21 protein-coding genes and 1 pseudogene are annotated in these 22,833 nt (G+C 47.0%); 11 read left to right on the top strand and 11 right to left on the bottom strand.

Annotation, left to right across the window (positions count from 1 at the left end; translation table 11 throughout):
- A pseudogene (locus PJF56_RS15600) lies at positions 1-199 on the top strand (hypothetical protein); the annotation flags it as partial.
- 14 nt (positions 200-213) lie between these two features.
- Here PJF56_RS15600 and mgsA read toward each other — a convergent pair.
- Complete coding sequence (gene mgsA / locus PJF56_RS15605) at positions 214-1,503, bottom strand: methylglyoxal synthase (RefSeq protein ID WP_283763616.1); 1,290 nt, start codon at positions 1,501-1,503, stop codon at positions 214-216.
- Between the two features lie 118 nt (positions 1,504-1,621).
- Complete coding sequence (locus tag PJF56_RS15610) at positions 1,622-3,304, bottom strand: DUF2079 domain-containing protein (protein ID WP_283763617.1); 1,683 nt, start codon at positions 3,302-3,304, stop codon at positions 1,622-1,624.
- Positions 3,305-3,370: 66 nt separating this feature from the next.
- Between PJF56_RS15610 and PJF56_RS15615 the strand changes: the two genes are divergently transcribed.
- Complete coding sequence (locus PJF56_RS15615) at positions 3,371-8,764, top strand: trifunctional serine/threonine-protein kinase/ATP-binding protein/sensor histidine kinase (protein WP_283763618.1); 5,394 nt, start codon at positions 3,371-3,373, stop codon at positions 8,762-8,764.
- A gap of 12 nt (positions 8,765-8,776) precedes the next feature.
- Here the strand turns inward: PJF56_RS15615 and PJF56_RS15620 are convergent, their stop codons facing one another.
- Entirely contained in the window at positions 8,777-9,301 is a 525-nt protein-coding gene (locus tag PJF56_RS15620; protein ID WP_347179557.1) for a Uma2 family endonuclease, read from the bottom strand.
- Between the two features lie 183 nt (positions 9,302-9,484).
- Between PJF56_RS15620 and PJF56_RS15625 the strand changes: the two genes are divergently transcribed.
- Both PJF56_RS15625 and PJF56_RS15630 read left to right on the top strand, forming a co-directional pair.
- Positions 9,485-10,201 carry a COP23 domain-containing protein gene (locus tag PJF56_RS15625; RefSeq protein ID WP_283763620.1) on the top strand — a complete coding sequence of 239 codons (717 nt, stop codon included), beginning with the start codon at positions 9,485-9,487 and terminating at the stop codon, positions 10,199-10,201.
- 9 nt (positions 10,202-10,210) lie between these two features.
- Positions 10,211-11,518 (top strand): recombinase family protein, encoded by a 1,308-nt coding sequence (locus PJF56_RS15630; RefSeq protein WP_283763621.1) that lies wholly within the window; start codon positions 10,211-10,213, stop codon positions 11,516-11,518.
- Here the strand turns inward: PJF56_RS15630 and PJF56_RS15635 are convergent.
- Entirely contained in the window at positions 11,508-12,374 is an 867-nt protein-coding gene (locus PJF56_RS15635; protein WP_283763622.1) for a carbohydrate ABC transporter permease, read from the bottom strand. The genes PJF56_RS15630 and PJF56_RS15635 overlap by 11 nt on opposite strands.
- Positions 12,375-12,386: 12 nt before the next feature.
- A complete protein-coding gene (locus PJF56_RS15640; protein WP_283763623.1) occupies positions 12,387-12,947 on the bottom strand; it encodes a type III secretion system chaperone family protein in 561 nt (186 codons plus the stop codon).
- 71 nt (positions 12,948-13,018) lie between these two features.
- On the opposite strand from PJF56_RS15640, the gene PJF56_RS15645 reads away from it, so the two are divergent.
- Positions 13,019-13,405: a metal-sensing transcriptional repressor gene (locus PJF56_RS15645; RefSeq protein WP_347179558.1), complete on the top strand. Its 387-nt coding sequence runs from the start codon at positions 13,019-13,021 to the stop codon at positions 13,403-13,405.
- Positions 13,406-13,494: 89 nt separating this feature from the next.
- Here PJF56_RS15645 and aroQ read toward each other — a convergent pair whose 3' ends face one another.
- The 3 genes from aroQ to PJF56_RS15660 all read right to left on the bottom strand — a co-directional run bounded on the left by aroQ (position 13,495) and on the right by PJF56_RS15660 (position 15,506).
- Entirely contained in the window at positions 13,495-13,947 is a 453-nt protein-coding gene (gene aroQ / locus PJF56_RS15650; RefSeq protein WP_283763625.1) for a type II 3-dehydroquinate dehydratase, read from the bottom strand.
- A gap of 30 nt (positions 13,948-13,977) precedes the next feature.
- Positions 13,978-14,115 carry a hypothetical protein gene (locus PJF56_RS15655; RefSeq protein WP_283763626.1) on the bottom strand — a complete coding sequence of 46 codons (138 nt, stop codon included), beginning with the start codon at positions 14,113-14,115 and terminating at the stop codon, positions 13,978-13,980.
- Positions 14,116-14,252: 137 nt separating this feature from the next.
- Positions 14,253-15,506 (bottom strand): competence/damage-inducible protein A, encoded by a 1,254-nt coding sequence (locus tag PJF56_RS15660; RefSeq protein WP_283763627.1) that lies wholly within the window; start codon positions 15,504-15,506, stop codon positions 14,253-14,255.
- Positions 15,507-15,678: 172 nt separating this feature from the next.
- Here PJF56_RS15660 and PJF56_RS15665 point away from each other — a divergent pair, with 172 nt between their 5' ends.
- Complete coding sequence (locus tag PJF56_RS15665; RefSeq protein ID WP_283763628.1) at positions 15,679-15,930, top strand: YgiT-type zinc finger protein; 252 nt, start codon at positions 15,679-15,681, stop codon at positions 15,928-15,930.
- A 75-nt stretch (positions 15,931-16,005) separates the two neighbouring features.
- Here the strand turns inward: PJF56_RS15665 and PJF56_RS15670 are convergent, their stop codons facing one another.
- Positions 16,006-16,149, bottom strand: coding sequence for a hypothetical protein (locus tag PJF56_RS15670; protein WP_283763629.1), 144 nt, complete (start codon positions 16,147-16,149; stop codon positions 16,006-16,008).
- Positions 16,150-16,500: 351 nt separating this feature from the next.
- Here PJF56_RS15670 and PJF56_RS15675 point away from each other — a divergent pair, with 351 nt between their 5' ends.
- Together PJF56_RS15675 and PJF56_RS15680 are read left to right on the top strand one after the other, a co-directional pair.
- Positions 16,501-17,658 (top strand): ferrochelatase, encoded by a 1,158-nt coding sequence (locus tag PJF56_RS15675; RefSeq protein ID WP_283763630.1) that lies wholly within the window; start codon positions 16,501-16,503, stop codon positions 17,656-17,658.
- 115 nt (positions 17,659-17,773) lie between these two features.
- On the top strand, positions 17,774-18,052 hold the full coding sequence (locus tag PJF56_RS15680) for a hypothetical protein (RefSeq protein ID WP_283763631.1): 279 nt from the start codon (positions 17,774-17,776) through the stop codon (positions 18,050-18,052).
- 99 nt (positions 18,053-18,151) lie between these two features.
- Here PJF56_RS15680 and PJF56_RS15685 read toward each other — a convergent pair whose 3' ends face one another.
- Both PJF56_RS15685 and uvrB read right to left on the bottom strand, forming a co-directional pair.
- A complete protein-coding gene (locus PJF56_RS15685) occupies positions 18,152-18,616 on the bottom strand; it encodes a GNAT family N-acetyltransferase (protein WP_283763632.1) in 465 nt (154 codons plus the stop codon).
- Between the two features lie 10 nt (positions 18,617-18,626).
- Positions 18,627-20,609, bottom strand: a complete 1,983-nt coding sequence (gene uvrB / locus PJF56_RS15690) for an excinuclease ABC subunit UvrB (protein WP_283763633.1) — start codon at positions 20,607-20,609, stop codon at positions 18,627-18,629.
- Between the two features lie 236 nt (positions 20,610-20,845).
- On the opposite strand from uvrB, the gene PJF56_RS15695 reads away from it, so the two are divergent.
- From PJF56_RS15695 to PJF56_RS15705, 3 genes are all read left to right on the top strand, one after another.
- Complete coding sequence (locus PJF56_RS15695) at positions 20,846-21,361, top strand: hypothetical protein (protein WP_283763634.1); 516 nt, start codon at positions 20,846-20,848, stop codon at positions 21,359-21,361.
- A gap of 508 nt (positions 21,362-21,869) precedes the next feature.
- Positions 21,870-22,541 carry a PEP-CTERM sorting domain-containing protein gene (locus tag PJF56_RS15700; protein WP_283763635.1) on the top strand — a complete coding sequence of 224 codons (672 nt, stop codon included), beginning with the start codon at positions 21,870-21,872 and terminating at the stop codon, positions 22,539-22,541.
- Complete coding sequence (locus tag PJF56_RS15705) at positions 22,525-22,752, top strand: PEP-CTERM sorting domain-containing protein (protein ID WP_283763636.1); 228 nt, start codon at positions 22,525-22,527, stop codon at positions 22,750-22,752. Before PJF56_RS15700 ends, PJF56_RS15705 begins: the two co-directional genes overlap by 17 nt.
- Positions 22,753-22,833: the final 81 nt, after the last annotated feature.

Consider the following 22,833-nt stretch of genomic DNA (forward strand, 5'->3'; position numbering starts at 1 on the left):
ATGGTTTTCCCATTACCCATTACCCATTACCCATTACCGCGCGAAGCGCTGTATTAGAGCAGAAGGTATCAGAATAGTGTCCTCCTCTGGGACGGGGGAGGCAAACGCCAATGGAGAGGATGTAAGACCCATTCGTGGACGTAAATCCAAGATGAGGCAATCTTCTGTGAAGTTGGAAGCCCACACTGTACCGCCCTAGTCAGTGTGGGTAGTTCACTCATTAATTCTTTGATTGGGTGGGGGAGCAAGTACAGTTAAGCTCTTGGGAACACATTCGACTTCAATGGGGGTTGTACCAATAATTTCTCCATCTAAGACCACTTTTTGCTCCGGATGGGTGGCGACTTTGACCTTGCGCGTGCGGACTCCCAGGGTGTCTTCCCGTTGAATGGGGGTTTTGGTGAGTCCGGAACCAAATAAATCAATCATGGCATTCACCGTAGCTAATTTGGTCTCAGCCGTAATAATCACCACTTCCAATAAGCCATCATCGGGAATCACTTCACCCATCCCTTGGGCCATCACCGAAGTAGGTGGCGCAGTATTGGCAATGGTAATGGCTCCCGCTTGGAAGGTTTTCAGTACCCCATCGATTTCCATTTCTACCTCAAAGAGTTCATGCTCTCGCACTTGCTTCCATCCTGCCATGATATAGGCGAGGGGGCCCCAACGATTTTTGGCTTCCCGGTCTGCTTTTTCAATAGCTCCGGCTTCATAACCGACACCGGCTAAGAGGATCATGGGTTGACCATTGCACAACCCCACATCGATGACGCGAGTCATCCCGGTCACAATCACATCGCAGGCGGTGCGAATGGGGGTTAAGCTGGAAATGATACCGAGGGCGTTGGCAAAGGCGTTGGCGGTTCCTCTGGGAATTACGCCTAGGGGAATCTCTGTGCCCATTAAGGCTCCAGCGACAGCAGATACGGTTCCATCCCCTCCAGAGGCAATGATCAGATCGACTTCTTTGGCGATCGCCGCTTTCGCTAAATCTTCTGGGGCATCATTGCGGGTAGTCATGGATACCGTAAGCTGGAAATAGGGTTCCAATAACTGCCGAATCAATAATAGGTCTTGTCGAGAGTTCCCTTGACCGGAAACCGGATTAAAGATTAAGTGAGCTGTGCGGGTGCGTCGCAGACTGGTAATGACGGCTTCTGCGGTGGATAAATTGGTGGCAAGAGCCACATTATGCACTTCACAAATCCGCAGAAGGGCATTAATATCCGGTTCGTGGGGTTGGGCATAGAGGGGGTCAATGAGGAAAATGACCGCTCTCACTTCGCCTGTGGCCACTTGGGAGGCAATTTGGGCATCCCCCCCCAAGGGGCCCGATAACAGCCGTTCTACGGTTAATCCGGTGCCAGAGTTGATCCGCTCTCCGGTGGTTCCCGTGGCAATCAGGGGATAGCAAGAGAGTAATTTAGCGTGTTTTTGGGCAAAGTCAACGATATCGTCTTTCTTACTATCGTGGGCAATGAGGGCAATTTTTTGATTCATTGGTAATGGGTGATTGGTAATGGGTGATTGGTAATGGGTAATTGGATTAAGTAGGGGCAGGTTAACCCATATTTCTTAATCCTCACCCATAACTTCTGTAAACCTGCCCCCAACAGGGTTAAGAAACTGGGGAGGTGGGATTGAGTTCTTGGTGGATATTTTCGATTAGAGGATTCAGGGTTTGTCGATAGCCTAACCAAGCGGCGATCGCTTGAGCATCATTGGCAGCATTTTGGCGCAGCAGGGCGACTCCATTTTCAAATCGGAGAATCCCATAACTGCGCTGTTGCACGAGCGTATCAATCAGGACTACATTATAGTAAAACAAGTGTCGTTTTTGGGGAAAAGCGGCTTGATAGCGTTGCAACCCCCAAAGATCCGCCACTACATACTCCACTTGTTGGCGATCGTGCTGAGCATCGCTGAACTCAACTGCTGGCAACTGAATAATCTCCCGTCTTTCAGAAAGATGGGGAATCATTTCCTGAGTTACTGACACACTCGCCTCCGGTGGAATTTTATCAATCATCGAGCGAATCTTCGCCGCATGTTCCCATTGTTGCGGCAAAGAAACAAATACCAATGGATTAACCGAATCGGGAATGAGAAAATAAAACGTTTGACTCGGATTAGTCGTAATTGTCAGCAGAATGGACACCATCATGCAAGCTGACCAAATCTTCTGAAATCGAGGAGTTAACGGCTGAGGATAAAGCCTGTGGGAATTGCGGTGTCCAGACCACCAAAGAATTGCCCCATAAAATAAACCCGGAACCACCGCCATAGCAGAGTCCATCGTAATGGCTAATACTGATAATCCTTGACCAAGAAGTAAAAACAACAAGAAAAAACCCGAAATACACCAAGCTGCGGGAGCAACAGCCGGAATGAAGGCTAAGGGTAATCCCTGATTTAGTAAATATCTGAGGGGTTTTCCCGGAGAACTAATGACTTCCAAAATCAATAACCACGGCTGGTAAATTATCCTCCCAATTATTTGGAAGACCGAAGTTTCATCGGTCTTGAAATATGGCCCCAATTGCTCGATCGGAAATTGCTGATGGATATCATCAGCAATTTGGGGCATAATGAGATTCGTGACCGTTAAAACATAAACAATACTTAACGTACATAATCCCATACCTAAGCGGGTATAGCGTTGACTCAGAATCAAATAAATGCCCATGCCAAACACAATTAAACCTGCCTGTTCATGCACCCCTAAAATACATACAATTAAAGGAAAAAATAGCCACCACCACCGCTTTTCTAAGGCAAGTAAGGCGCTAAAAACTAAGAGGGGAAGTTGAGCGATCGCATGAAAATTGGATAGGGTTGGCCCCAATACAGCCGTAGCGCTATAAAAGCTACAGGCAATCATCCCAGAGACTGGAGGATTCAGGTATTCTCTCGCTAAGGCATACAAGACTAACCCCGCCGCCGTCACTAAAGTTACTTGAAGAACGATCAAGGTCACACCATGGGGAAAGAGAGCATAAAGGGGCAACCAGAGGAGCGTTGCCGGTGTAAAGTGCTGCCCTAGATAGTTGTAGGTTATCGTGGAAATTTCGCCCCCATAGATCGCGTCTGGTGAGAGTACGGAAGCCAGAGAAGTATGAAAAAACCGACCCTGGAGACTGTTCCAGAATATCTGATTGAATAATCCCCGATCGCTGGTGGAATAAAAAGTGTAATGGCGGTGTAACGTCAGGGTGAGGCTAAACAGGAAAAAGGCGATCGCCGCCAACCCAACCCGTCTCAGACTTGAAGACCTTGATACGCTAAACAGAGTTTGCCCCATGGGATTTGTACTTTAGGTTAATATAATAGCTAAAATCCCAATTTACCCAAAAACTTATAGACACTAATGCCACTAAAGCTACCCGGTTATCAAATCAAGGAAAAAATCTACCAAGGAGAGCGAACCTTAGTCTATTGCGGACTTCGGGATGCTGACTCCCTGAACGTAGTGATTAAAATCCTCCGTAATGAATACCCCAGCTTTAGCGAATTACTACAATTTTACAATCAGTACACCATTGCCAAAAATCTGAACTCAAATAGCATCGTCGTCCCCTTAAGCCTAGAGCGCTATGGCAATGGCTATGCCTTAGTGATGGAAAACTTGGGCGCTATTTCTCTCGACAAAATAATACACAACCATGACGCACTAGATTTAGGCAACTGTTTGCAGATTGCCATTCAACTGGCTGACATCTTACAAGAATTAGACCGCAACCGAGTCATTCACAAAGATATTAAACCCGCCAACATCCTCATTCAGCCAGACACCCAGGAAATTAAACTCATTGATTTTAGCATTGCCACCCTACTGCCCAGGGAAGCCCAAGAAATTAAAAATTTCAACGTCTTAGAAGGCACTCTCGCCTATATTTCTCCCGAACAAACCGGGCGCATGAATCGAGGCATCGACTACCGCAGCGACTTCTATTCCTTGGGCGTGACCTTATACCAATTGCTAACCGGAGCTTTACCCTTCAGCAGCACTGACCCCATGGAATTGGTACATTGTCACATTTCCCAACAGCCTGTACCGCCCTCAGCCAGAAACTCTACAATCCCGCCAATGGTTTCCGATATTGTCATGAAACTGATGGCCAAAAATGCCGAAGACCGCTATCAGAGTGCCTTGGGATTAAAATTCGATCTAGAAACCTGTTGGCAGCAATGGCAAGAAACCAAAAAAATAGAACCCTTTGAGTTAGCCACACGGGACATTGCCGGGCGCTTTCTGATTCCCGAAAAACTCTACGGCAGAGAAACAGAAATCCAAACCTTACTAACCGCCTTCGAGCGGGTGGCAGAAGGCAACACCGAAATGATGCTCGTGGCGGGATTTTCCGGAATTGGCAAAACCGCCGTTATTAATGAAGTTCACAAGCCCATTGTGCGGCAAAGGGGCTATTTTATCAAAGGAAAATTTGACCAGTTCAACCGCAACATTCCCTTTAGCGCTTTCGTGAGTGCCTTTCGGGATTTGATGCAGCAATTATTAGGAGAATCAGACGCTCAGTTGGCACAGTGGAAAGAGAAGATTCTCGCGGCCTTGGGCGAAAATGGGCAAGTCATTATTGATGTTATTCAAGAGTTAGAGTCAATCATTGGCACACAGCCCCCAGTTCCGGAACTCTCTGGCAATGGGGCCCAAAATCGCTTCAACCTATTGTTTCAGAAATTCATTCAAGTTTTTACGACCCAAGAGAATCCCTTGGTCATTTTTGTTGACGACCTTCAATGGGCAGATTCAGCCTCTCTGAAGTTGATGCAACTGCTAATGAGCGAGAACAAGACGGGTTATCTGCTCTTGCTAGGAGCCTATCGAGATAATGAAGTTTCTCCAGCCCACCCGTTAATGCTCACTCTAGAGGAAATGGGCAAATTGGGAGCGAAGATAAATACCATAACTCTCGCGCCCTTAAGTGAAACCGATCTGAATTTATGGGTGGCAGATACCCTGAGTTGCACCCAAGAACTGGCCTGGTCTTTAAGTGAATTAATTAATCAAAAAACCAAGGGAAATCCATTTTTTACGACCCAATTTTTGAAGGGATTGCATAAAGAGGGTTGGATTACTTTCGATCGCGATTTAGGCTATTGGCATTGCGACCTAACCCAAGTGCGGCAGTTGTCCCTGACGGATGATGTGGTGGAGTTTATGGCCACTCGGCTGCACAAGCTACCGGAAAACACCCAGGAGAGTTTGAAGTTAGCTGCCTGTATTGGGAATCAGTTTGACTTGCAGACCTTGGCTATTGTCAGTCAACAGTCTCAGACGGAAGTGGCCGCGGCGTTGTGGAAGGCCCTGCAAGAAGGCTTAGTGTTGCCCCTAGGCCAGACCTATAAGTTTTTCCAAGATCCCCCTAAATCTCCCTTGTCAAGGGGGACTAAGGACGAGGAAAATGTACGAACAGAGGAAATCTCGGTAGGATATAAGTTTGTACACGATCGCGTCCAACAAGCGGCTTATTCTCTGATCCCAGAAGATCAAAGGCAAATTACCCATTACCACATCGGACAATTGCTGCTAGAACAAACTCCCCCAGAACTCAGGGAAGAGCGCATTTTTGAGTTAGTCGGTCAATTAAACTATGGGACGGCTTTGATTACTAAGCAGCAAGAACGTAATGAACTCGCCCAACTCAATCTGGTTGCCTGTCGTAAAGCCAGAGCTGCCACTGCCTATCAAGCGGGTCGTGATTATGCTCAGACGGGATTATCGTTGCTGGGAGAACACCCCTGGCAACGGCACTATCCAATCAGTCTAGAGTTTCACGAAATCGCCGCCGAACTGGCCTCCCTGTGCGGTGATTTTGAGGAAATGGAACAGTTTGTGGAGACGGCGATCGCTCAGGGGCGATCGCTACTGGAAAAGGTCAATGTTTACCGCACTAGAATTCAAGCCAATATTTCCCAGAATCAACTGACCGAAGCCATTGCGATCGCCCTACAACTGCTGCAACAGTTAGGAACTCCCCTGCCGACACAACCCACAGAGGAGGATATTCAACAAGCCATTGCCGAGATCGGACAACTGCTAGGAGACCGGGAAATTGAAGACTTAATTAACCTACCAGAGATGAAGGATCGGGAAAAAATGGCGATCGTACAAATTGCCAACAGTATCATACCCGTTGCGTATATCGCTGTGCCTCCCCTCTTTCCGATCCTGATTTGCTTGTCGGTTAAACTCTCGATCCAATACGGCAATACATTAGCGTCAGGTTTTGGTTATGTTTGCTATGGAACCATTGCTGGTAACCTCTTGAAAGATGTGAGCGCTGGGGTCAAGTTTGGTCATTTAGCCCTAGATGTGGTGTCTAAACTCGATGCCAAAGCGATTAAGCCAGAGGTAACCAACGCGGCGGGTTTGTTCATCTTACACCGTCAATCTCATATTAAAAATGTGCTGGCGCTCCTACAAGAGAGCTATAGAAGTGCCCTCGAAGTGGGTAATCAGGAGTTAGCCGGATATTGTGCCCAAAATGTGTGTCTCAATTCCTTTTGGTGCAGCCAGTCCCTGGCCGCTTTAGAACAGCAGACTCGTGTGTATTGCCAGGGTTTGATGCAATTAAATCAAGTGACAACCGCCAATTACTGTCGAATTTATTGGCAATCCATCTTAAATTTGCAGGGCCTAGGAGAGTGCCCCAGCATTTTGTCTGGGAAAGCGCTGGTTGAAGCGGAATTTCTGCCGGTATTGACTGCTGCCCATGACTGGTTTGGGCTGTATTTATTTCACTTATATAAGCTGATGCTTGCCTATTTCTTTGGCGAAATAGAATTGGCTCAAGAACAGGCAGTTACTACCCGCCAATATTTAATCGCTGGCGTGGGGATGGTCAGCGAACCGGCATTTTATTTTTATGATGCTTTGAGTGTTCTGGCAGACTCGACAGGGGAACCGGAGGCATTAGAGCGGGTAGAACAAAACCAAACCCAATTGCAAGAGCAATGGGCCCGTCATGCCCCCATGAATCACCAACATAAGGTGGATTTGATCGCAGCCGAAAAAGCGCGAGTGTTAGGCAACAAGGCTGAGGCGATCGCACTGTACGATCGCGCCATAGCCGGAGCTAAAGAAAACGAATTTTTACAAGAAGAGGCTCTCGCCAACGAACTGGCGGCTAAATTTTACCTCGATTGGGGTAAAAAAACAGTCGCCAGCAGTTACATGACGGATGCCTACTATGCTTATGCTCGCTGGGGTGCGAAAGCCAAAACCGACCAACTCGAACGGCAATATCCCCAACTGCTCTCTGCCATTGTGCAACCGTTTGACCGCTTACAACTGATAAGCGGTCAAACCGTTGCTTCTAAATTGACGCGAACGGTGAGTTCGAGTAGCAGCAGCACTGGCTTGATGCTGGACTGGGCAACAGCCATGAAAGCGGCTCAATCTTTATCGAGCGAAATCCATCTGGATAAACTGATTTCGAGCTTAATGAAAGCAGCCATGGAAAATGCGGGAGCCGATCGCGCTATTTTGCTTTTAAGCCAACAAGACACTTGGCAAGTCGTCGCCCGATATGCCCTCCAGATGGGGCAATTGCATTCAATGCCCACAGAAGACGATATCGCCCTACCAACAAGCGTGATGAATAAGGTCAAACGCAGCCAACAACCGACGATCGTTAACGATGTTTCTCGCGAACCTCAGTTGGCAGGCGACTCCTATTTGTTGCAAGAGCCACCGAAAAGTCTCCTGTGCTACCCGATCCTGAATCAAGGCAACCCGATCGGCATTCTCTATCTGGAAAATCATGTGGCGGTGGGAGCGTTTACCACAGATCGCATCGAACTTTTAAATCTGCTCTGTTCCCAAGCCGCGATTTCCCTCGAAAATGCCCGTCTCTATGAGCAGTCCCAAGACTATGCCCAGAAACTGGAAGCATCTCTCAAAGAGCTAAAGCAAGCGCAACTGCAACTGGTGCAAAGTGAGAAAATGTCCGCTTTGGGAAACTTGGTGGCGGGAGTTGCCCACGAAATTAATAATCCCGTGGCATTTATTGCGGGTAATATCAACCCAGCACGAGAGTATTTAGAAGATTTGTTCGGATTGATTGACCTGTATCAGGAAGAATATCCAGAGCCAACCGAAGCCATAGCAGAAGAAATTGAAGCGATCGATCTGGAGTTTCTGAGGGAAGACTTACCGAACCTGATTTCTTCCATGCGGGAAGGAACCAATCGCATCGGCCATATTAGTGATTCTTTACGCACCTTTTCCCGTGTGGACAAAGATTATAAAGTGCCGTTTAATTTACATCACGGGATTGATAGTACATTGCTGATTCTCAAACATCGTCTGAAAGCCAACGAACAGCGTCCAGGGATTGAAATTGTCAAAGACTATGGAGAACTGCCGGAGGTGGAGTCTTTTCCTGGACAGATCAACCAAGTGTTTATGAACCTGATTGCTAATGCGATCGATGCTTTAGATGAGACAAATCAGGGACGCAGTTTTGATGAGATTACTGAGAATCCTAATCTGATTAGGATTAAAACCTCAGCGACAGCGCAGGAAGTGACGATCCAGATTGCTGATAATGGGATTGGGATGCCTCTAGAGGTGCAAGAGCGCCTCTTTGAGCAAGGATTTACCACCAAGGCAGTGGGTAAAGGTACGGGGTTAGGAATGGCGATCGCCTATCAAATTATTGTCGAAAAACATGGGGGGACGATTACTTGTACTTCTGAGTTGGGCAAAGGTACGGAGTTTACGATTCGGCTTTCTGTATAAATCATTTTCTCATTAGAAGGAAAGTTTTTGGAATAGGTGAGCCACAGGTAAGCTAAATCCAGGAATTACTTCTTCACCCTCTAAAGCGTCAACAGATTTGAGCAGGCGATCGGGTTCTTGGGCAGAGCGATAAACTAAGACATAGTGTTCGCTCGGATGAATCATCCAGGCTAGGCGAGTACCATTATCAAAATAGTCCACCAGTTTGTCATGCATTTCTTCAACGGTATTCCCAGGAGATAGGACTTCAACAACCAGATCGGGCGCACCCTCCAAAAATCCAGAGGGAAGTTCAGTCATCCCTTGCAAACGCTCTTTAGCAAAGAAGGAAATATCCGGAGAGCGTCTATTCCCATTTTTCATTTTGAAGGCAGTGCTGGAATCGAAAACAATCCCCAGCTTTTGGGCATTGACTACTGCAAAAAGAGCAGAGCTTAGAATAATAGCAATATTGCCATGTAATGCGCCTGAATTTCCCATGTCGATCAATTCTCCATTCACAATTTCATAGCGGTGTCCGTCCTTGGGCAGTGCCATGAATTCCTCATCTGTCCAAACTTTTTTTTCTGTTATTACTTCAGTTGCAGTAAGCACCAGTGAACTCCTTCTATCAATTAAAAATTTTCATGTCGGCGACAGCCGAAAAAATGACCAGGAACTTAAGGCCGATCGCCTCTCGTCATTACTGAGTTAAGTTGTTATTCAAATACGCTTCAAATCATGAAACCTTATCTGAGCTTACTTCTAAGTTTTACAGTAGTCGCCTTGACTTCTCCGAGTCTGGCGCAAACGACTTGGCCTCGTGACTTTCCTGTTGACACTCAACCTGTACCTTCGGAACCCTCGTCACCGGCTCCTGCTGAAGGCATTCCCGTGGAAACTAAACCCCGGTTTACCTGCGAAACCCAGCAGGGACTGCCGACGGTCATGTATCATCCTAGCAGTCAACCCAGTCAGGCCTATGCTTGGGCCACTCCCATTCAGTTGGGGGGAGGATGGACACCGGAGCGTCGCTGTGCAGAAATTAGTAGACGACTGGAATTTTATCGGGCGGATGGATTGCTAGAGTTGCAAACGGGTTTTGAGAATGGCTATGATACGGTTTGTGTAACCACCCGCTCAGATAATCGCTGTCGCATTGTGCTGACGGTTCCTCCAGGAAGAGATCCAGGGTTAATCCGCGATCGCGTGTTTCAGAATTTGGCGATCGCCGATAGCGGTCAAAGCACCCTCCCCGTCACCACCTTGACCGAAAGACCCAGCACCCGCAACTGGTTAGATCTGCTCGGCCAAGTCACCAACCGCGATCTATCGGGACTGAACCGCATTCCCGCACCTCAACCCCCAACTCCCCAACCGCGCACCCTATCTAACGGCATCGATCTTAGACCATTTCTCGATCCGGCCGATGGGGGCACTGGGCAACATCTGCGTTAAAATTCCCCTATGAAAATCTTCGCCTATGTTTGGTGTGACCCCATCCTCGAATATCCCCCGGATCGCAGTATTTGGGGATGGGAAGTCGATCGCATCTACCAAGATTTAGGGGATAGAGAGCAACTGAACACCCTCTTTCAAGACCTCGAACAAGAGCAGGAAAGGGAGGAAATTTATCTTCTGATTCGGCGACTCGAAGAACTCGGTGATACCCTAGAAACCATGTCCCATGCACTCCTGCGTTTAGAGTCCCAGAATATAAAAGTGATGGTGCTTCAGGGTGAAGAGCCAAATATAGGCGATCGCACCCAAATTCTGCAACTGTGCGATCGTCTTCAAACCTATTATCGCAGCCTCCGCATTCGCCAAGGCCATGCTCAAAATCGCCTCCAAGCCAAACCCCCACCCGGAAAAGCACCCTATGGCTATAAACGCAGCAAAAATAGCTATATTCTAGACCGCAGTTATGCCCCCGTCGTAAAAGACTTCTTTGACCATTTTCTACTCTATGGATCGATCCGCGCTGCCGTTCGTTATCTCAATCAAAAATATCGCAAAAAAATCTCCGTCTCCACCGGCAAACGATGGTTAACCAATCCCGTTTATCGCGGAGACACCGCCTTTAAAAACGGCGAAACTCTCTCCAATACCCATCCCCCCATTCTCTCACGAGAAGAAGCCGCCCAAATCGATCGCCTCCTGCGTCGAAATCGTCGCCTTCCCCCCCGTTCTGCCAGCGCTCCGCGATCGCTTTCTGGCTTAGTTTCCTGTCAAAACTGCCAATCCAGAATGAAAATCACCCGCGTCACCCGTCATCGTCAACCCGGCGAATACCTCTATCTGTGTCCCATTGACTGTCCTCGCCAACCCCAATGTAAAAGCTTACGCTACGAACAAGTTTTAGACGCAACCATTAACAGAATTTGTCAAGATTTACAGCAAGCCGTCTCTCAACTCACCCTCCCCGATCTCGACCTAGTAAAATCACAACTTCAGCAAAAAATAAACCAAAATCAACAAATCTTAAACCAACTTCCCGAACTCACCCAAACCGGAATTCTCGATCCCCAAACTGCCGATCTTCGCACCTATAAAATTCGCACCGAACTCTCCCAACTGCAAGCCAATTTAGCCGAGCTTCCACCCGTTAATTTAACCTCAGTCGCCCAAGCTGTATCCATTCCCCAATTTTGGCTCGATCTTTCCGAATCAGAACGGCGCTTTTACTTGCGCGAATTCATCCAGAAAATTCAAATTATCCGCTCCTTTGAAACTTCTCCCCCCAATTGGTTCGTGAAACTAATCTTTATCTTCTAATTCCTCCCAACTTCAAATTAACAATCGACAAGCCCATTATCGCCAAAAACAGCACCAAACCAATCGTACATGCATAACTCATTTCCAACTTCTGAAATGCCTGTTCATAGACATAATAAACCAAAGTCTTAGAACTATTTCTCGGCCCTCCCTGAGTCATGATATACACCTCTTCAAAGACCTTAGTGGCGGAAATTGCTGAAATGACCGCCACCAAAAATAAATAGGGTTTCATCAATGGTAGAGTAACATCCCAATGCTTCATGATGCCATCGGAACCATCAATAGCAGCCGCTTCATAGAGTTCCTGGGGAATACTCTGCAAACCCGCTAAATAGATAACCATATAATAGCCCAGTCCTTTCCAGAGAGTAACCACCATGACGCTATAAATAGCCCATTGGGGACTCGTTAACCAGGGAATGGTGGGGAGATTAACAGAACTTAAGGCTTGGTTGAATAAGCCATTTTCAGCATAGAGCCATCGCCAGGCAATTCCCGCTACCACCATAGAAATAATCACGGGGGTATAGAAGGCAGCTCTGAAGCCACTGATACCTTTAATTTTTCGATTGACTAAAATCGCTAATCCTAGGGGAAGAATCACCAGTAAAGGCACAACGCAGAGCAGATAAAGCAAGGTATTACTGAGGGTTTGCCAAAATAGGCGATCGCTCCCTAATCGCTGAAAATTTTTCAACCCCATCCATTGGGTTTGCTGGCTGATTAAATCATAGTTAAATAAACTTAAGTAAATGGCTTGCAAAGCGGGCCAAAATACAGTTAAGCTTAAAATGAATAGGGCAGGTAGCAAAAACAAATAGGGCGTTAAGATCCTCCAGCGCGTTTCATTCATGACCTTCATGTGTTATACCTCTGGCCAGAGTCGCTCTAACTGCCGTTTCCAAGCGGCTAAAACTTGCTCCCGTTCTTGGGCATTTTGCGATAGCTCTCCCATCATCCCTTCTTCATAAAATCGATGCAGGGTTTGCATCGTCCCTTCTAGGGTTTGTCCCTGTGCTTTTGAGACTTCTACAATCATCTGCAACTGTCGATCTAGTTTGGCTTGGAAATAAGGGGTTAATCCTTCTTCTTGTAAGCGGTTTAAGCGACCAATCATTTCTGCAAAGGACTCTTGAGTTAAGCTCTCTAGCTGGTGGCGATAAGTTACCCAGATAACTCCTTCACTGATCGAATAGCGAGTTTCTTGGGTAAACTCAAAATTAGCCTTTAATAGGTCTTCAAAAAAGGGTTTTGCCTCTTCAACTGGAGCCATTGGTGCTAACGCCATGACCCAAGATTCATCGTCAGAGAGCAGTACCAATAATCGTAAATTCTCCCGATCGATTTTCCAAGAACCGGCACTGACTTCAGAGATCTGGTCTGCAAATAATTCATCTAACACTTCATTAATGTCTTCAGGAGTCATAAAGCTAAATTTGTTCTACAATTAACATGATGCTCAAAATTATCCCGGCTGACAAGATTAACCTTTATCCAATGACCCACTCCCCATCCCCGAATGACCCTCAATCTTTGCCCCATCATCACCATCCCCATGAACCCCATACCTTACACCCCCACGTTCATAGTGAAGAGTCCCTACGGCAAATTGTCAATCAGCTCTCGCGGATTGAGGGCCATGTGAGGGGGATTAAGGGTATGGTACAACAAAGTACCCCCTGTCCTGATGTGCTGATCCAATTGGCAGCAGTTCGGGGGGCGATCGATCGGGTTTCGCGAATTATTTTAGATGAACATTTAACCGAATGTATTGGTCGAGCGGCTCGTGAGGGCAATATTGAGGAAGAGTTGGAGCATCTCAAGGCTGCTCTAGACCGATTTTTGCCCTTAGCGAAGAAGAAGCCAAAGCCGAAGAAAGAGTAGGGGCGGGTTTCAAACCCGTAGGGGCGGGTTTCAAACCCGTAGGGGCGGGTTTCAAACCCGCCCCTACAATATCAAATCCACTATAAAAGCTATGGGTTAGTGGCTTTTAGCTGAAGATGAGAGACTAGGGCTTGTAACCCTAGACGGTAGCTTTCTGGACCGAAACCGCTAATTTGCCCGACAACCACGGGTGCTAAATAGGAGTGGTGGCGGAAGGGTTCACGATGATAAATGTTGCTGAGGTGAACCTCGACGGTAGGAATGGAAACGGCGGCGATCGCATCTCTGAGGGCTACACTGGTATGGGTGTAGGCTCCGGCATTAATGACAATGCCTTGATAGCGATCGACCGCCTGGTGTATGGCATCGACCAATTCTCCTTCATGATTGGATTGAAAGGGGGTTACCTCCGCTTGAAGGGTTTTGCCATCCTCTTTCAATTGTTGGTTAATTTGGTCTAGAGTGGTCGAACCATAGATTCCTGGCTCTCGCAGCCCCAACAGATTAAGATTAGGGCCGTGCAATACCAAAACGTTCAACAAGTTTGCAAGATCCTCAGTTGATAGAACACTTTAGCGTCTTTTTTCGCGGTCATTGACGGGAATGGGAATCGGCTCAGGTTCAGGCTGGACATCTGGCCCTAAGAGGGCTTCGATGACTTTACGAGCCAATTCTTTGATCTTTTCCCAGATTTCGTCGATATAGTCCATTCAGTATGAAGCTCCTTTCGCTGAACTTTAGCCCAGTGCATTGAAACTGGGTTAGTCAATCAAAGGCTTAATCCTTTCTTCGATCATAACGAATGATCGCAGATGAGCAACCTTTGTAGCTGTGAGTTTTCAAAAGTTTAAGATTTCAGCAAGTGTTGCCGCAGGCGATCTAAAGCCCAGGATTGACTGAAATCCCGTAGGATCGAGCGATCTAAGATACTGGCTAACTGTTGGCGATAACTTTTGACTTCCCCGTTGGGTGAGGCTAATCCGATGTAAACTAGGCCGACGGGTTTTTCTTCTGTGCCGCCACCGGGCCCGGCAATGCCGGTGATACTGAGGGCCCAATCGGTGTTTAATTGCTGTTGAATGCCCTTGGCCATTTGTTCGGCGATGCGATCGCTCACCGCACCATAGGCTTCTAAATCGTCCGGATTCACCCCTAATAGGCTCACCTTGACCTGATTCTCATAGGCGATGACTCCCCCCCTAAAATAGGCGGAACTGCCCGGCACGGCGGTAATGGCTGCCCCTAAGCCGCCCCCGGTGCAAGATTCGGCTACGGCTAAGGTTTGTCCTGAATCTAACAATAATTTACCCACCACATCGGCTAAAGTCTGATCGTCAACCCCGAAGCAATATTGGCCGACACGGTTGCGAATCTGCTGCTCTACGGGATTAATCAGGGCTTGGGCCTCGGTTTCGGATTGCACACGAGTGGAAATTCGCAACTTCACTAATCCTTTGCCCGCATAGGGGGCTACGGTGGGATTGGTATAGTCAAAGACTTCGGGAAGTTTTTCTACTAGGGCCGATTCCCCAATTCCCCAAAACTTGAGGGTGCGGCTATAAATTCTGTTTTGTCCCCATCCCTGCTGTTTGAGATAGGGAATGGCTGTTTCTTTCCACATGCGATGCATTTCGCTGGGAACTCCAGGAAAGGTCATTAGGGTTAAATTGGGGCGTGGATGCCAGATAATGCCGGGAGCGGTTCCTGTGGGGTTGGGTAAAATCATGGCTCCTTCTGGACTTAGAGCTTGTTTGCGGTTGCTGGGGTTCATGGTGCGTCCCCGTTGGGCATATTTGGCTTCGATATCCGCTAGGACTTCGGGGCGCTCGACTAGGGGGGTTTGGAAGAAGGAGGCGATGGTTTCGCAGGTGAGGTCGTCGGGAGTGGGGCCGAGTCCTCCGGTGAAGAGTATAATTTCTGTCTTTCGATCGAGGGCTATGGCGATCGCATTTTTCAAACGCTCCACATTATCCCCTACCACCGTTTGATAATAATGGGGAATGCCCAACTGGGCCAACTCTTGGGCCAAAAACTGGGCATTACCATTGAGAATATCACCAAGCAGTAGCTCTGTGCCCACACAAATTATTTCGGCTGACATACACGCACTATGTTTAGATACCGATTAATTTTATCATTTCAGAAATGGGTAATGGGTTATCTTACAATAATCAATTCGGATCAATCTTGTAGGGGCAGGTTCACCATATCCCCCAATTCCCACCCATAACTTCGGTAAACCTGCCCCCCAACCGTTCGCGGGAGAGGCAATTATGATGTTTAAATGCCATGTTTGCGGTTCAGAAGAATATCACTCTGAGCTAATTAGTGAAATTTTTCAGATTGACGGTAAATTTTATCTAGTAGAACAGATTCCAGTAAACGTTTGTTCTCGGTGTGGTGAAGAAAGTTTTAATCGAGAAACAACGGAGAGAATTAGAGTGATGCTCCAGGGGGAAGCTAAACCGATTAAATCTATTTCCGTTCCAGTGTTTGCTTATCAGCCCGAATCTCAAGCTTCTTGAATATAACCTGCTAATGCCAAACTTGTTGCATGTCGCTGAGGGCGTTTCCCCAAAAACTAGCATAGCTGTCAAGGGTTAGAAAAGCTGAGTGACAACTAGGGGATCTTGATGAAGTGATAATTTAGTGGTGTTAACTTCAGACAAGGAGCTTTGACAGATGGCGATCGCCAGCGTCACGATCAGTGCTTCAATCACCATTGAGAGTTTCTTCGATTGCATGGCTTCCACCTCACTCCTTGTAAAATTACATCAGCATAGATCACCCTTCTGTAGCTGTATGTGTAACTCCTATGACTAGAATATCCCATATCTTCCCCCAATCCCTCCCGGAAATTACCATATTTTTATCATTATTTTATGTTCAAGATTTATTCGTGGGAATCGATGTTGTCCGTAATTCTCCGATCTGCTCCTCATCTTTATAAAAGATTTAGCTTTGAGCCAAAAGCTGACCGTTGCACTTGGCACTAGAACCGTCTACGGTTTACGCTCAACTGTTTATGCTTCAATCCCCCCTAGGGGGATGTTACCCTAGAAGAATCCGATCTGAAACCCACTGAGGAAACTACCGTGGTTGCAACTCCAGAAAAATACTCAGAACAAAACTCCGTTGGCGATCGCCAAGCCCCTCGCGTTGCGGTTCTGTTGATGGGCTATGGTGAAGTGGAAAGTTATGACGACTTTGCTAACTATAACGAACAAGCCCTAAATCTTCTCACCGCGAAGTTTGCGCCGGTTCCCACTTGGATCTATCCCCCCTTAGCCAAACTCTTAGCCATGTTCGATCTCCATGAATGGAGTCATCAGCATGGCAACTTCATTTCGCCCCACAATGCCATTTTCGAGCGTCAGCGAGCCGGAATTGAGGAACAGTTACAGCAAAGATGGGGCGATCGCATTAAAGTCTTTAAAGCCTTTAACTTTTGCGCTCCCTTTCTTCCCGCTCAAGTCCTAGAGCAAATTAAAGCAGAAGGGTTTGATAAACTGCTCATTTATCCCCTGTTGGTTGTGGATTCCATTTTCACCAGTGGTATTGCCGTCGAGCAAGTCAATCAAGCTCTAGCCAAAGAAGAGGGGAGCCAACATTGGGTGACAGGAGAGCGCTATATTCCCTCCTTTTACAATGAACCCGACTATATCAACCTGATGGCTCAATTGGTTGAGGAAAAAATCGCCCAGAAATTGCGCGATCGCATTTTACCCTCCCAAATTGGCATCGTTTTAATGAATCATGGTTGTCCCCACAAAGCCAAAGGCTTCACCTCTGGCATTACCGAAAGCCAAACCCTCTATGAATTAGTGCGGGAAAAACTGATTTACAAATATCCCCTAATTTCCGTGGGTTGGCTCAACCACGATACCCCTCTGATTGAATGGACTCAGCCCAATGCCCAACTAGCAGCAGAAAACCTGATTCAACTGGGTGCAAAGGCAGTGATCTTTATGCCCATTGGTTTCGTCACCGAAAACCACGAAACCCTCCTCGATGTCGAGCATATTATCGAAACTTTGAAGCGCCAATATTCTGACATCAACTATATTCAAATGGAGTGCGCCAACGATCATCCAGAATTCCTGCACATGGCGGCCCATTGGGCAGATTCCCACATTGAAGATCTCCTCTCAGAGGAAGCCTTAGCGGTGAATACTCAACTAGATGTTGAACATCATCACCACCATCATCATCATCACGATCACGATCATGGCCATCATCACCATCATCATTAATTACAGCTAGGCAATAGGCAATAGGCAATAGCTTGTAGTGCTTAGGGTCTAAGGCTTCAAACTGTACTTCATAGAAGAGAGAAACGCTATATAGCAAACCTAAATGAGTTATGTAATGGCTGCCCCTCATCCCCCAGCCCCTTCTCCCGCAGGCGCTGCCCTGCTTGCCCTGAGCGTAGCCGAAGGGAGCGAAGTCGAAGGGAGAAGGGGAGCAGAAGTCCCTCTCGGAGTGGGAGAGGGATATAGGGAGAGGGCATTTCCAGTTGCACAACTCATTGAGACTAGCTATATATCAAGTCCGGTGAATGGGAAAAGACAAGCGGGCAAGATGCCCGCACTCCTGGAATTCCTTGATCTTACTGGAGTGGGAGCGTCTCGCTCCCTAGACTTTTAATTAGGGTGTTTCCGCTTCGCGGACATGAATAACCGGACTTGATATTACCCATGACCTATTACCTATTACCCATTACCGCGCGAAGCGCTATATTTTTTTCTAATTAATACTCAAATCGACCAAATCGCGCTGAAACTCTACCCCTTTGCGCTCCACCACTTCCGTATCATAGACCTGAAAGCCAAACTTCTTAAACAGACCCAGACTAAAGCGACTTGCTTCAGCATAAAATCGTTTTATTTCCTCATTTTTCCCATACTCTAACATAGCGTTCATCAAAGCAGTGCCAATGCCTTGATGCAGACAATCATGGCGCACATAGAGTGAGGCGATATGTCCATCTGTTCCGATACCCGCAAAGCCTAAAATTCCCGTTTCATTCACCGCTAAAAATGTGGTGACATCGAGGATAAACTTACGGAACAAGCGCTTATTCAAGGCAAAAGAAGCCCAGATTTGTGTTTGCTCTACCGTATAGTACCTGAGTCCATGAGTCTGAACGGTTTGATGGTAAAGCTCTGCTAGTTCGGGTAAATCCGATTCATTCGCCACTCGAATATTCATGATAAATGGGTTAATTCTCCTGCCCTTTTAAGGATTTTATGCGATCGCGCAATTGAGCCGCTTTTTCAAACTCTAAATTCTGAGCAGCGCGTTTCATCTCGGTTTCGAGTTGCCCAATTAACTCCGGAAGCTCTTCTAAGGGGACGACTTCTGGGCTGGGGTCTACCCCCTGGGCATTCAGGCGACGAGAGATATCTAGAAACGCCAGGATGCTGTTGTCGGCAGATTTTTTGATGGGTTTGGGGGTAATGCCATGGAGTCGATTGTAGGCGATTTGAATGCCGCGACGACGCTCGGTTTCGGCGATCGCCTTCTCCATGCTATCTGTGAGGCGATCGGCGTATAAAATCGCTTGTCCGTTTACGTGACGCGCCGCCCGACCGATGGTTTGAATCAGAGAACGATAGGCCCGTAAAAAGCCCTCCTTATCCGCATCTAAAATCGCCACCAGGGACACTTCCGGCAAATCCAACCCTTCCCGCAACAAATTCACCCCAATCAAAACATCAAATTTCCCCTCGCGCAAATCCTGTAAAATCTCAATCCGTTCAATCGATTGAATCTCGGAATGCAGATAGCGCACGCGAATATCTCGCTCGTCTAAATAGGTGGTTAAATCCTCCGCCATCCGTTTGGTTAACGTAGTCACTAATACCCGTTCTTGGCGCTTCACCCGTGCTTTAATTTCGCCGAGTAAATCGTCAACTTGTCCCTCACTAGGACGGACTAAAATTTCTGGGTCAACCACTCCCGTGGGTCTAATAATTTGTTCAATAATTCGGTCTTCTGATATTTCTAACTCCCAATCTCCCGGAGTCGCGGAAACAAATACACATTGATTCACCTTTTGCCAAAACTCTTCCGCTTTCAGGGGGCGATTATCGGCAGCGCTGGGGAGGCGAAATCCATGATCGATTAACACCGTTTTGCGAGCGCGATCGCCATTATACATGGCTCTTAATTGGGGCACAGTAACATGGGATTCATCAATCACTAAAAGCCAATCTTCCGGGAAATAATCCACCAAACATTCCGGGGGTTCTCCCGGTTGACGATTGGCTAAATAGCGGGAATAATTTTCCACCCCATTACAATAGCCCACTTCCTGTAATAACTCCATATCGTAGCGGGTGCGCTGATCTAAGCGTTGCGCTTCTACTAATTTTCCAGCTTTTTCTAATGCTTCAACCCGCTCTTTTAACTCTAGCCTAATTTGTTCGCAAGCAATCTCAACTTGCTCCTTGGGCGTGACAAAGTGGCGAGCGGGATAAATACTCAGATTATTGCAAGATTCCAACGCATTTCCAGTCGTTGGATCGATATAATAGATGCGATCGATTTCATCCCCAAAAAACTCAACTCGAATAATGCGGTCTTCATAGGCTGGGGCAATTTCCAGAATATCCCCTTTCACCCGAAAATTTCCTCGACTCAGTTGGGTATCATTGCGGGTATATTGAATGGTTGCCAGTTCTCGCAGGAGTTGCCGTTGATCCGTTTCTTGACCGATTTCTAGGGGAATCGCTGCATTCAGATATTCGGCGGGTATTCCCAAACCATAAATACAGCTAATAGAAGCGACAACAATTACATATCGATGCTCGAATAAAGACCGAGTTGCCGAATGGCGGAGCATGTCGATTTCTTCGTTGATGGCGGCGCTTTTTTCAATGTAGGTATCGCTGAGGGGAAGATAGGCTTCCGGTTGATAATAATCGTAATAACTGATAAAATACTCTACAGGATTACGGGGGAAAAACTGACGCAATTCATGGCAAAGTTGGGCCGCCAGAGTTTTGTTATGGGCCAAAACCAAGGTCGGTTTGCCGACTCTGGCGATCGCCTGGGCAATGGTATAGGTCTTTCCCGTTCCCGTAGCTCCCAAAAGGGTTTGATAGCGATGTCGGCCGTTTAGGGTTTGGGTTAATTGGGCGATCGCCTCTGGCTGATCTCCCGTTGGCTCAAAAGGCGCATCTAGCTCAAATCCGTTCATCAACCATACCGATAATAAACCCAAACAACCAGCTTAAATCTATAATTACATTTATTTACAGATTTTTGTGTTTTTGCACGATTGTTCGTAAACTAGAGGTAGTTTAAACTTTTTTTAAAGTTTCTCGATCCCCCCAACCCTTAAAAAGAAGGGGGATTTAGGGGGATCAATATCCATCTCATCCAGTCGAGAAATCCTATAGACCAACTCTGTGAGCGGTAAAAAGGCAATGGGTTATGAGCGATAAAACCAATAACGGTACAACTACCAGTAGCAGTGCAACCCCAGACCAATCCCCCAATCCGGCTTCATCCAGTGCCGCTGAAACCCCCAAACCTGTGACATCTCAAGATAAGGAAACAACTCCGATGACTCAACCCCTGAAACTTGGCTCCAAGCCAGAATCAACAGCTACCCTTAGCGAGCAACCCACCCGTTTTGCGCCTTTACCGGGTAACCGTCCGGTAGGCACAACGGATCTCAAAATTAGTCATAACCTCAAAACCGGGCCCCTTCCAGGGAATCGTCCCATTGAAGCCAGCCACCTGCAAGTCAACAGTACCCTATATTCTTCAGGCACTCGTCCAGTCGCCTCTAGCGGCATTAAAATTAAGGAAACCTTTGCCACCTCTGGGAATCGTCCCGTATCTACCACCGATCTGAAAATCAGCCAAAGCATCACCGTGATGGGGAATCGCCCCGTGGCTGACAATGCAATAGATGGGCCCGATTTAATGGGATATATTGACTAATCAATTCCCCATAACCGACCCTCTTTCCCATAACCGACCCTCTTTTAGACTCCATACACAAAAACCTGAGTCAGTTGTACTGCCCAGGTTTTTCTGTTCTTGGGGTTGCGATCGCCAATCCAGGAAAAAGTCAGTTTAGTCCCCCCTAACCTGCGATCGCACTCGATATCGGATTTCTGCTTTCAGTGAAAACCCGTCAGTAGTTACCGAGAGTCGAAACCTGCCTTCTTTCTGAAACAGAAAATATCGGCTCTTTGCTCAATAAAAATACAGAGAGATTTGCCCAAACTGCTGATATACTCAGAGGTTCAAAGATTCAACCCCTTCAGCAGCCCCAGAAGATTTATCAAAAACCCACAATAGAGCGCTCCAGTATGAAGAGTTGGTAAAATGTGGTTTTTGCTGTAGACATTTCCTTATGGGATTCCCTATGATTGAACCATAGGTTGAAGTTACTCAACACTTAACCTTTGAACACTACTTTTACTCTAAAGTTCTAGGAGCATATATGAAATCTACTATCTCTACCCTAATCGGTTCTACACTACTAGCTACCAGTCTCGTGGGCTTCTCTGCCCTTGATGCTCAGGCTCTCGACTGCGGACTCTCTAATATCACCCTTGAGGGCATCAACTACACCGCTTGTGAAGGTCAATTTGAAGGGAATGATACTGGAAATAAAGGGACTCTAGAGGGTGACCTCAACAGTGGAACCGTATTTGGTTCCTACGGCTTCAGCAGCGACTGGTCACTCGATGGTAAGTCGGATGGTGGTGGTGGAACCTATGGATTTATCGCAGATAACGGTTCTACTGATGCTACATGGTCTTTAACGAAGAATCTAGACCAACTGTTTGGCAACGATTTGACGGCAACATTCGCGGTTAGCTTCAAATCTTCTACTGGTTACAGTGCTTACCTCTTTGAAGATTTCCAAATTAGTCAAGCCCAACTCGACTCTGGCAAGCTTGAGGGTACATTTACCACTGATGGTGTTTCAGTCAATAATAAAGGTAAGGCTCAAGGTTTATCTCATGGTAGCTTCTGGGCTTACAGTGGCGAAGAAGAAGAATATAATCCCCCCAATGAAATTCCTGAACCCAGTGCTGCTGCTGCTTTAGGTCTATTAGCTGCTGGCATGTTGGGCATGAAGAAGAAAGGAATTGACACTCCCCAATAAAGGTAAGGCTCAAGGTTTATCTCATGGTAGCTTCTGGGCTTACAGTGGCGAAGAAGAAGAATATAATCCCCCCAATGAAGTTCCTGAACCCAGTGCTGCTGCTGCTTTAGGTCTATTAGCTGCTGGCATGTTGGGCATGAAGAAGAAAGGAATTGACACTCCCCGCTCTAAAGAGACGGGGATTCTTGGTTCATTGAGATTACTTGCTTAGACAAAATCACTTCTGAAAAAGTAGAGGTATTCTCTCCCCAAGCGTTTATTGGGTCTATCCCAAAAGTTCCCGTATGCCCTA

It is taken from the genome of Roseofilum halophilum BLCC-M91, assembly GCF_030068445.1.
GTDB lineage: Bacteria > Cyanobacteriota > Cyanobacteriia > Cyanobacteriales > Desertifilaceae > Roseofilum > Roseofilum halophilum.

What these genes read in the sequence shown, in the direction of transcription:
- PJF56_RS15625 (WP_283763620.1), top strand. Translation starts at nt 9,485, where the DNA reads ATGAAACCTTATCTGAGCTTACTTCTAAGTTTTACAGTAGTCGCCTTG.
- PJF56_RS15685 (WP_283763632.1), bottom strand. Translation starts at nt 18,616, where the DNA reads ATGAATATTCGAGTGGCGAATGAATCGGATTTACCCGAACTAGCAGAG.
- PJF56_RS15630 (WP_283763621.1), top strand. Translation starts at nt 10,211, where the DNA reads ATGAAAATCTTCGCCTATGTTTGGTGTGACCCCATCCTCGAATATCCC.
- uvrB (WP_283763633.1), bottom strand. Translation starts at nt 20,609, where the DNA reads ATGAACGGATTTGAGCTAGATGCGCCTTTTGAGCCAACGGGAGATCAG.
- PJF56_RS15680 (WP_283763631.1), top strand. Translation starts at nt 17,774, where the DNA reads ATGGCTGCCCCTCATCCCCCAGCCCCTTCTCCCGCAGGCGCTGCCCTG.
- PJF56_RS15660 (WP_283763627.1), bottom strand. Translation starts at nt 15,506, where the DNA reads ATGTCAGCCGAAATAATTTGTGTGGGCACAGAGCTACTGCTTGGTGAT.
- PJF56_RS15695 (WP_283763634.1), top strand. Translation starts at nt 20,846, where the DNA reads ATGAGCGATAAAACCAATAACGGTACAACTACCAGTAGCAGTGCAACC.
- PJF56_RS15640 (WP_283763623.1), bottom strand. Translation starts at nt 12,947, where the DNA reads ATGACTCCTGAAGACATTAATGAAGTGTTAGATGAATTATTTGCAGAC.
- PJF56_RS15700 (WP_283763635.1), top strand. Translation starts at nt 21,870, where the DNA reads ATGAAATCTACTATCTCTACCCTAATCGGTTCTACACTACTAGCTACC.
- PJF56_RS15615 (WP_283763618.1), top strand. Translation starts at nt 3,371, where the DNA reads ATGCCACTAAAGCTACCCGGTTATCAAATCAAGGAAAAAATCTACCAA.
- PJF56_RS15655 (WP_283763626.1), bottom strand. Translation starts at nt 14,115, where the DNA reads ATGGACTATATCGACGAAATCTGGGAAAAGATCAAAGAATTGGCTCGT.
- PJF56_RS15645 (WP_347179558.1), top strand. Translation starts at nt 13,019, where the DNA reads ATGACCCACTCCCCATCCCCGAATGACCCTCAATCTTTGCCCCATCAT.
- PJF56_RS15610 (WP_283763617.1), bottom strand. Translation starts at nt 3,304, where the DNA reads ATGGGGCAAACTCTGTTTAGCGTATCAAGGTCTTCAAGTCTGAGACGG.
- PJF56_RS15670 (WP_283763629.1), bottom strand. Translation starts at nt 16,149, where the DNA reads ATGCAATCGAAGAAACTCTCAATGGTGATTGAAGCACTGATCGTGACG.
- mgsA (WP_283763616.1), bottom strand. Translation starts at nt 1,503, where the DNA reads ATGAATCAAAAAATTGCCCTCATTGCCCACGATAGTAAGAAAGACGAT.
- PJF56_RS15620 (WP_347179557.1), bottom strand. Translation starts at nt 9,301, where the DNA reads ATGGCACTGCCCAAGGACGGACACCGCTATGAAATTGTGAATGGAGAA.
- PJF56_RS15665 (WP_283763628.1), top strand. Translation starts at nt 15,679, where the DNA reads ATGATGTTTAAATGCCATGTTTGCGGTTCAGAAGAATATCACTCTGAG.
- PJF56_RS15635 (WP_283763622.1), bottom strand. Translation starts at nt 12,374, where the DNA reads ATGAATGAAACGCGCTGGAGGATCTTAACGCCCTATTTGTTTTTGCTA.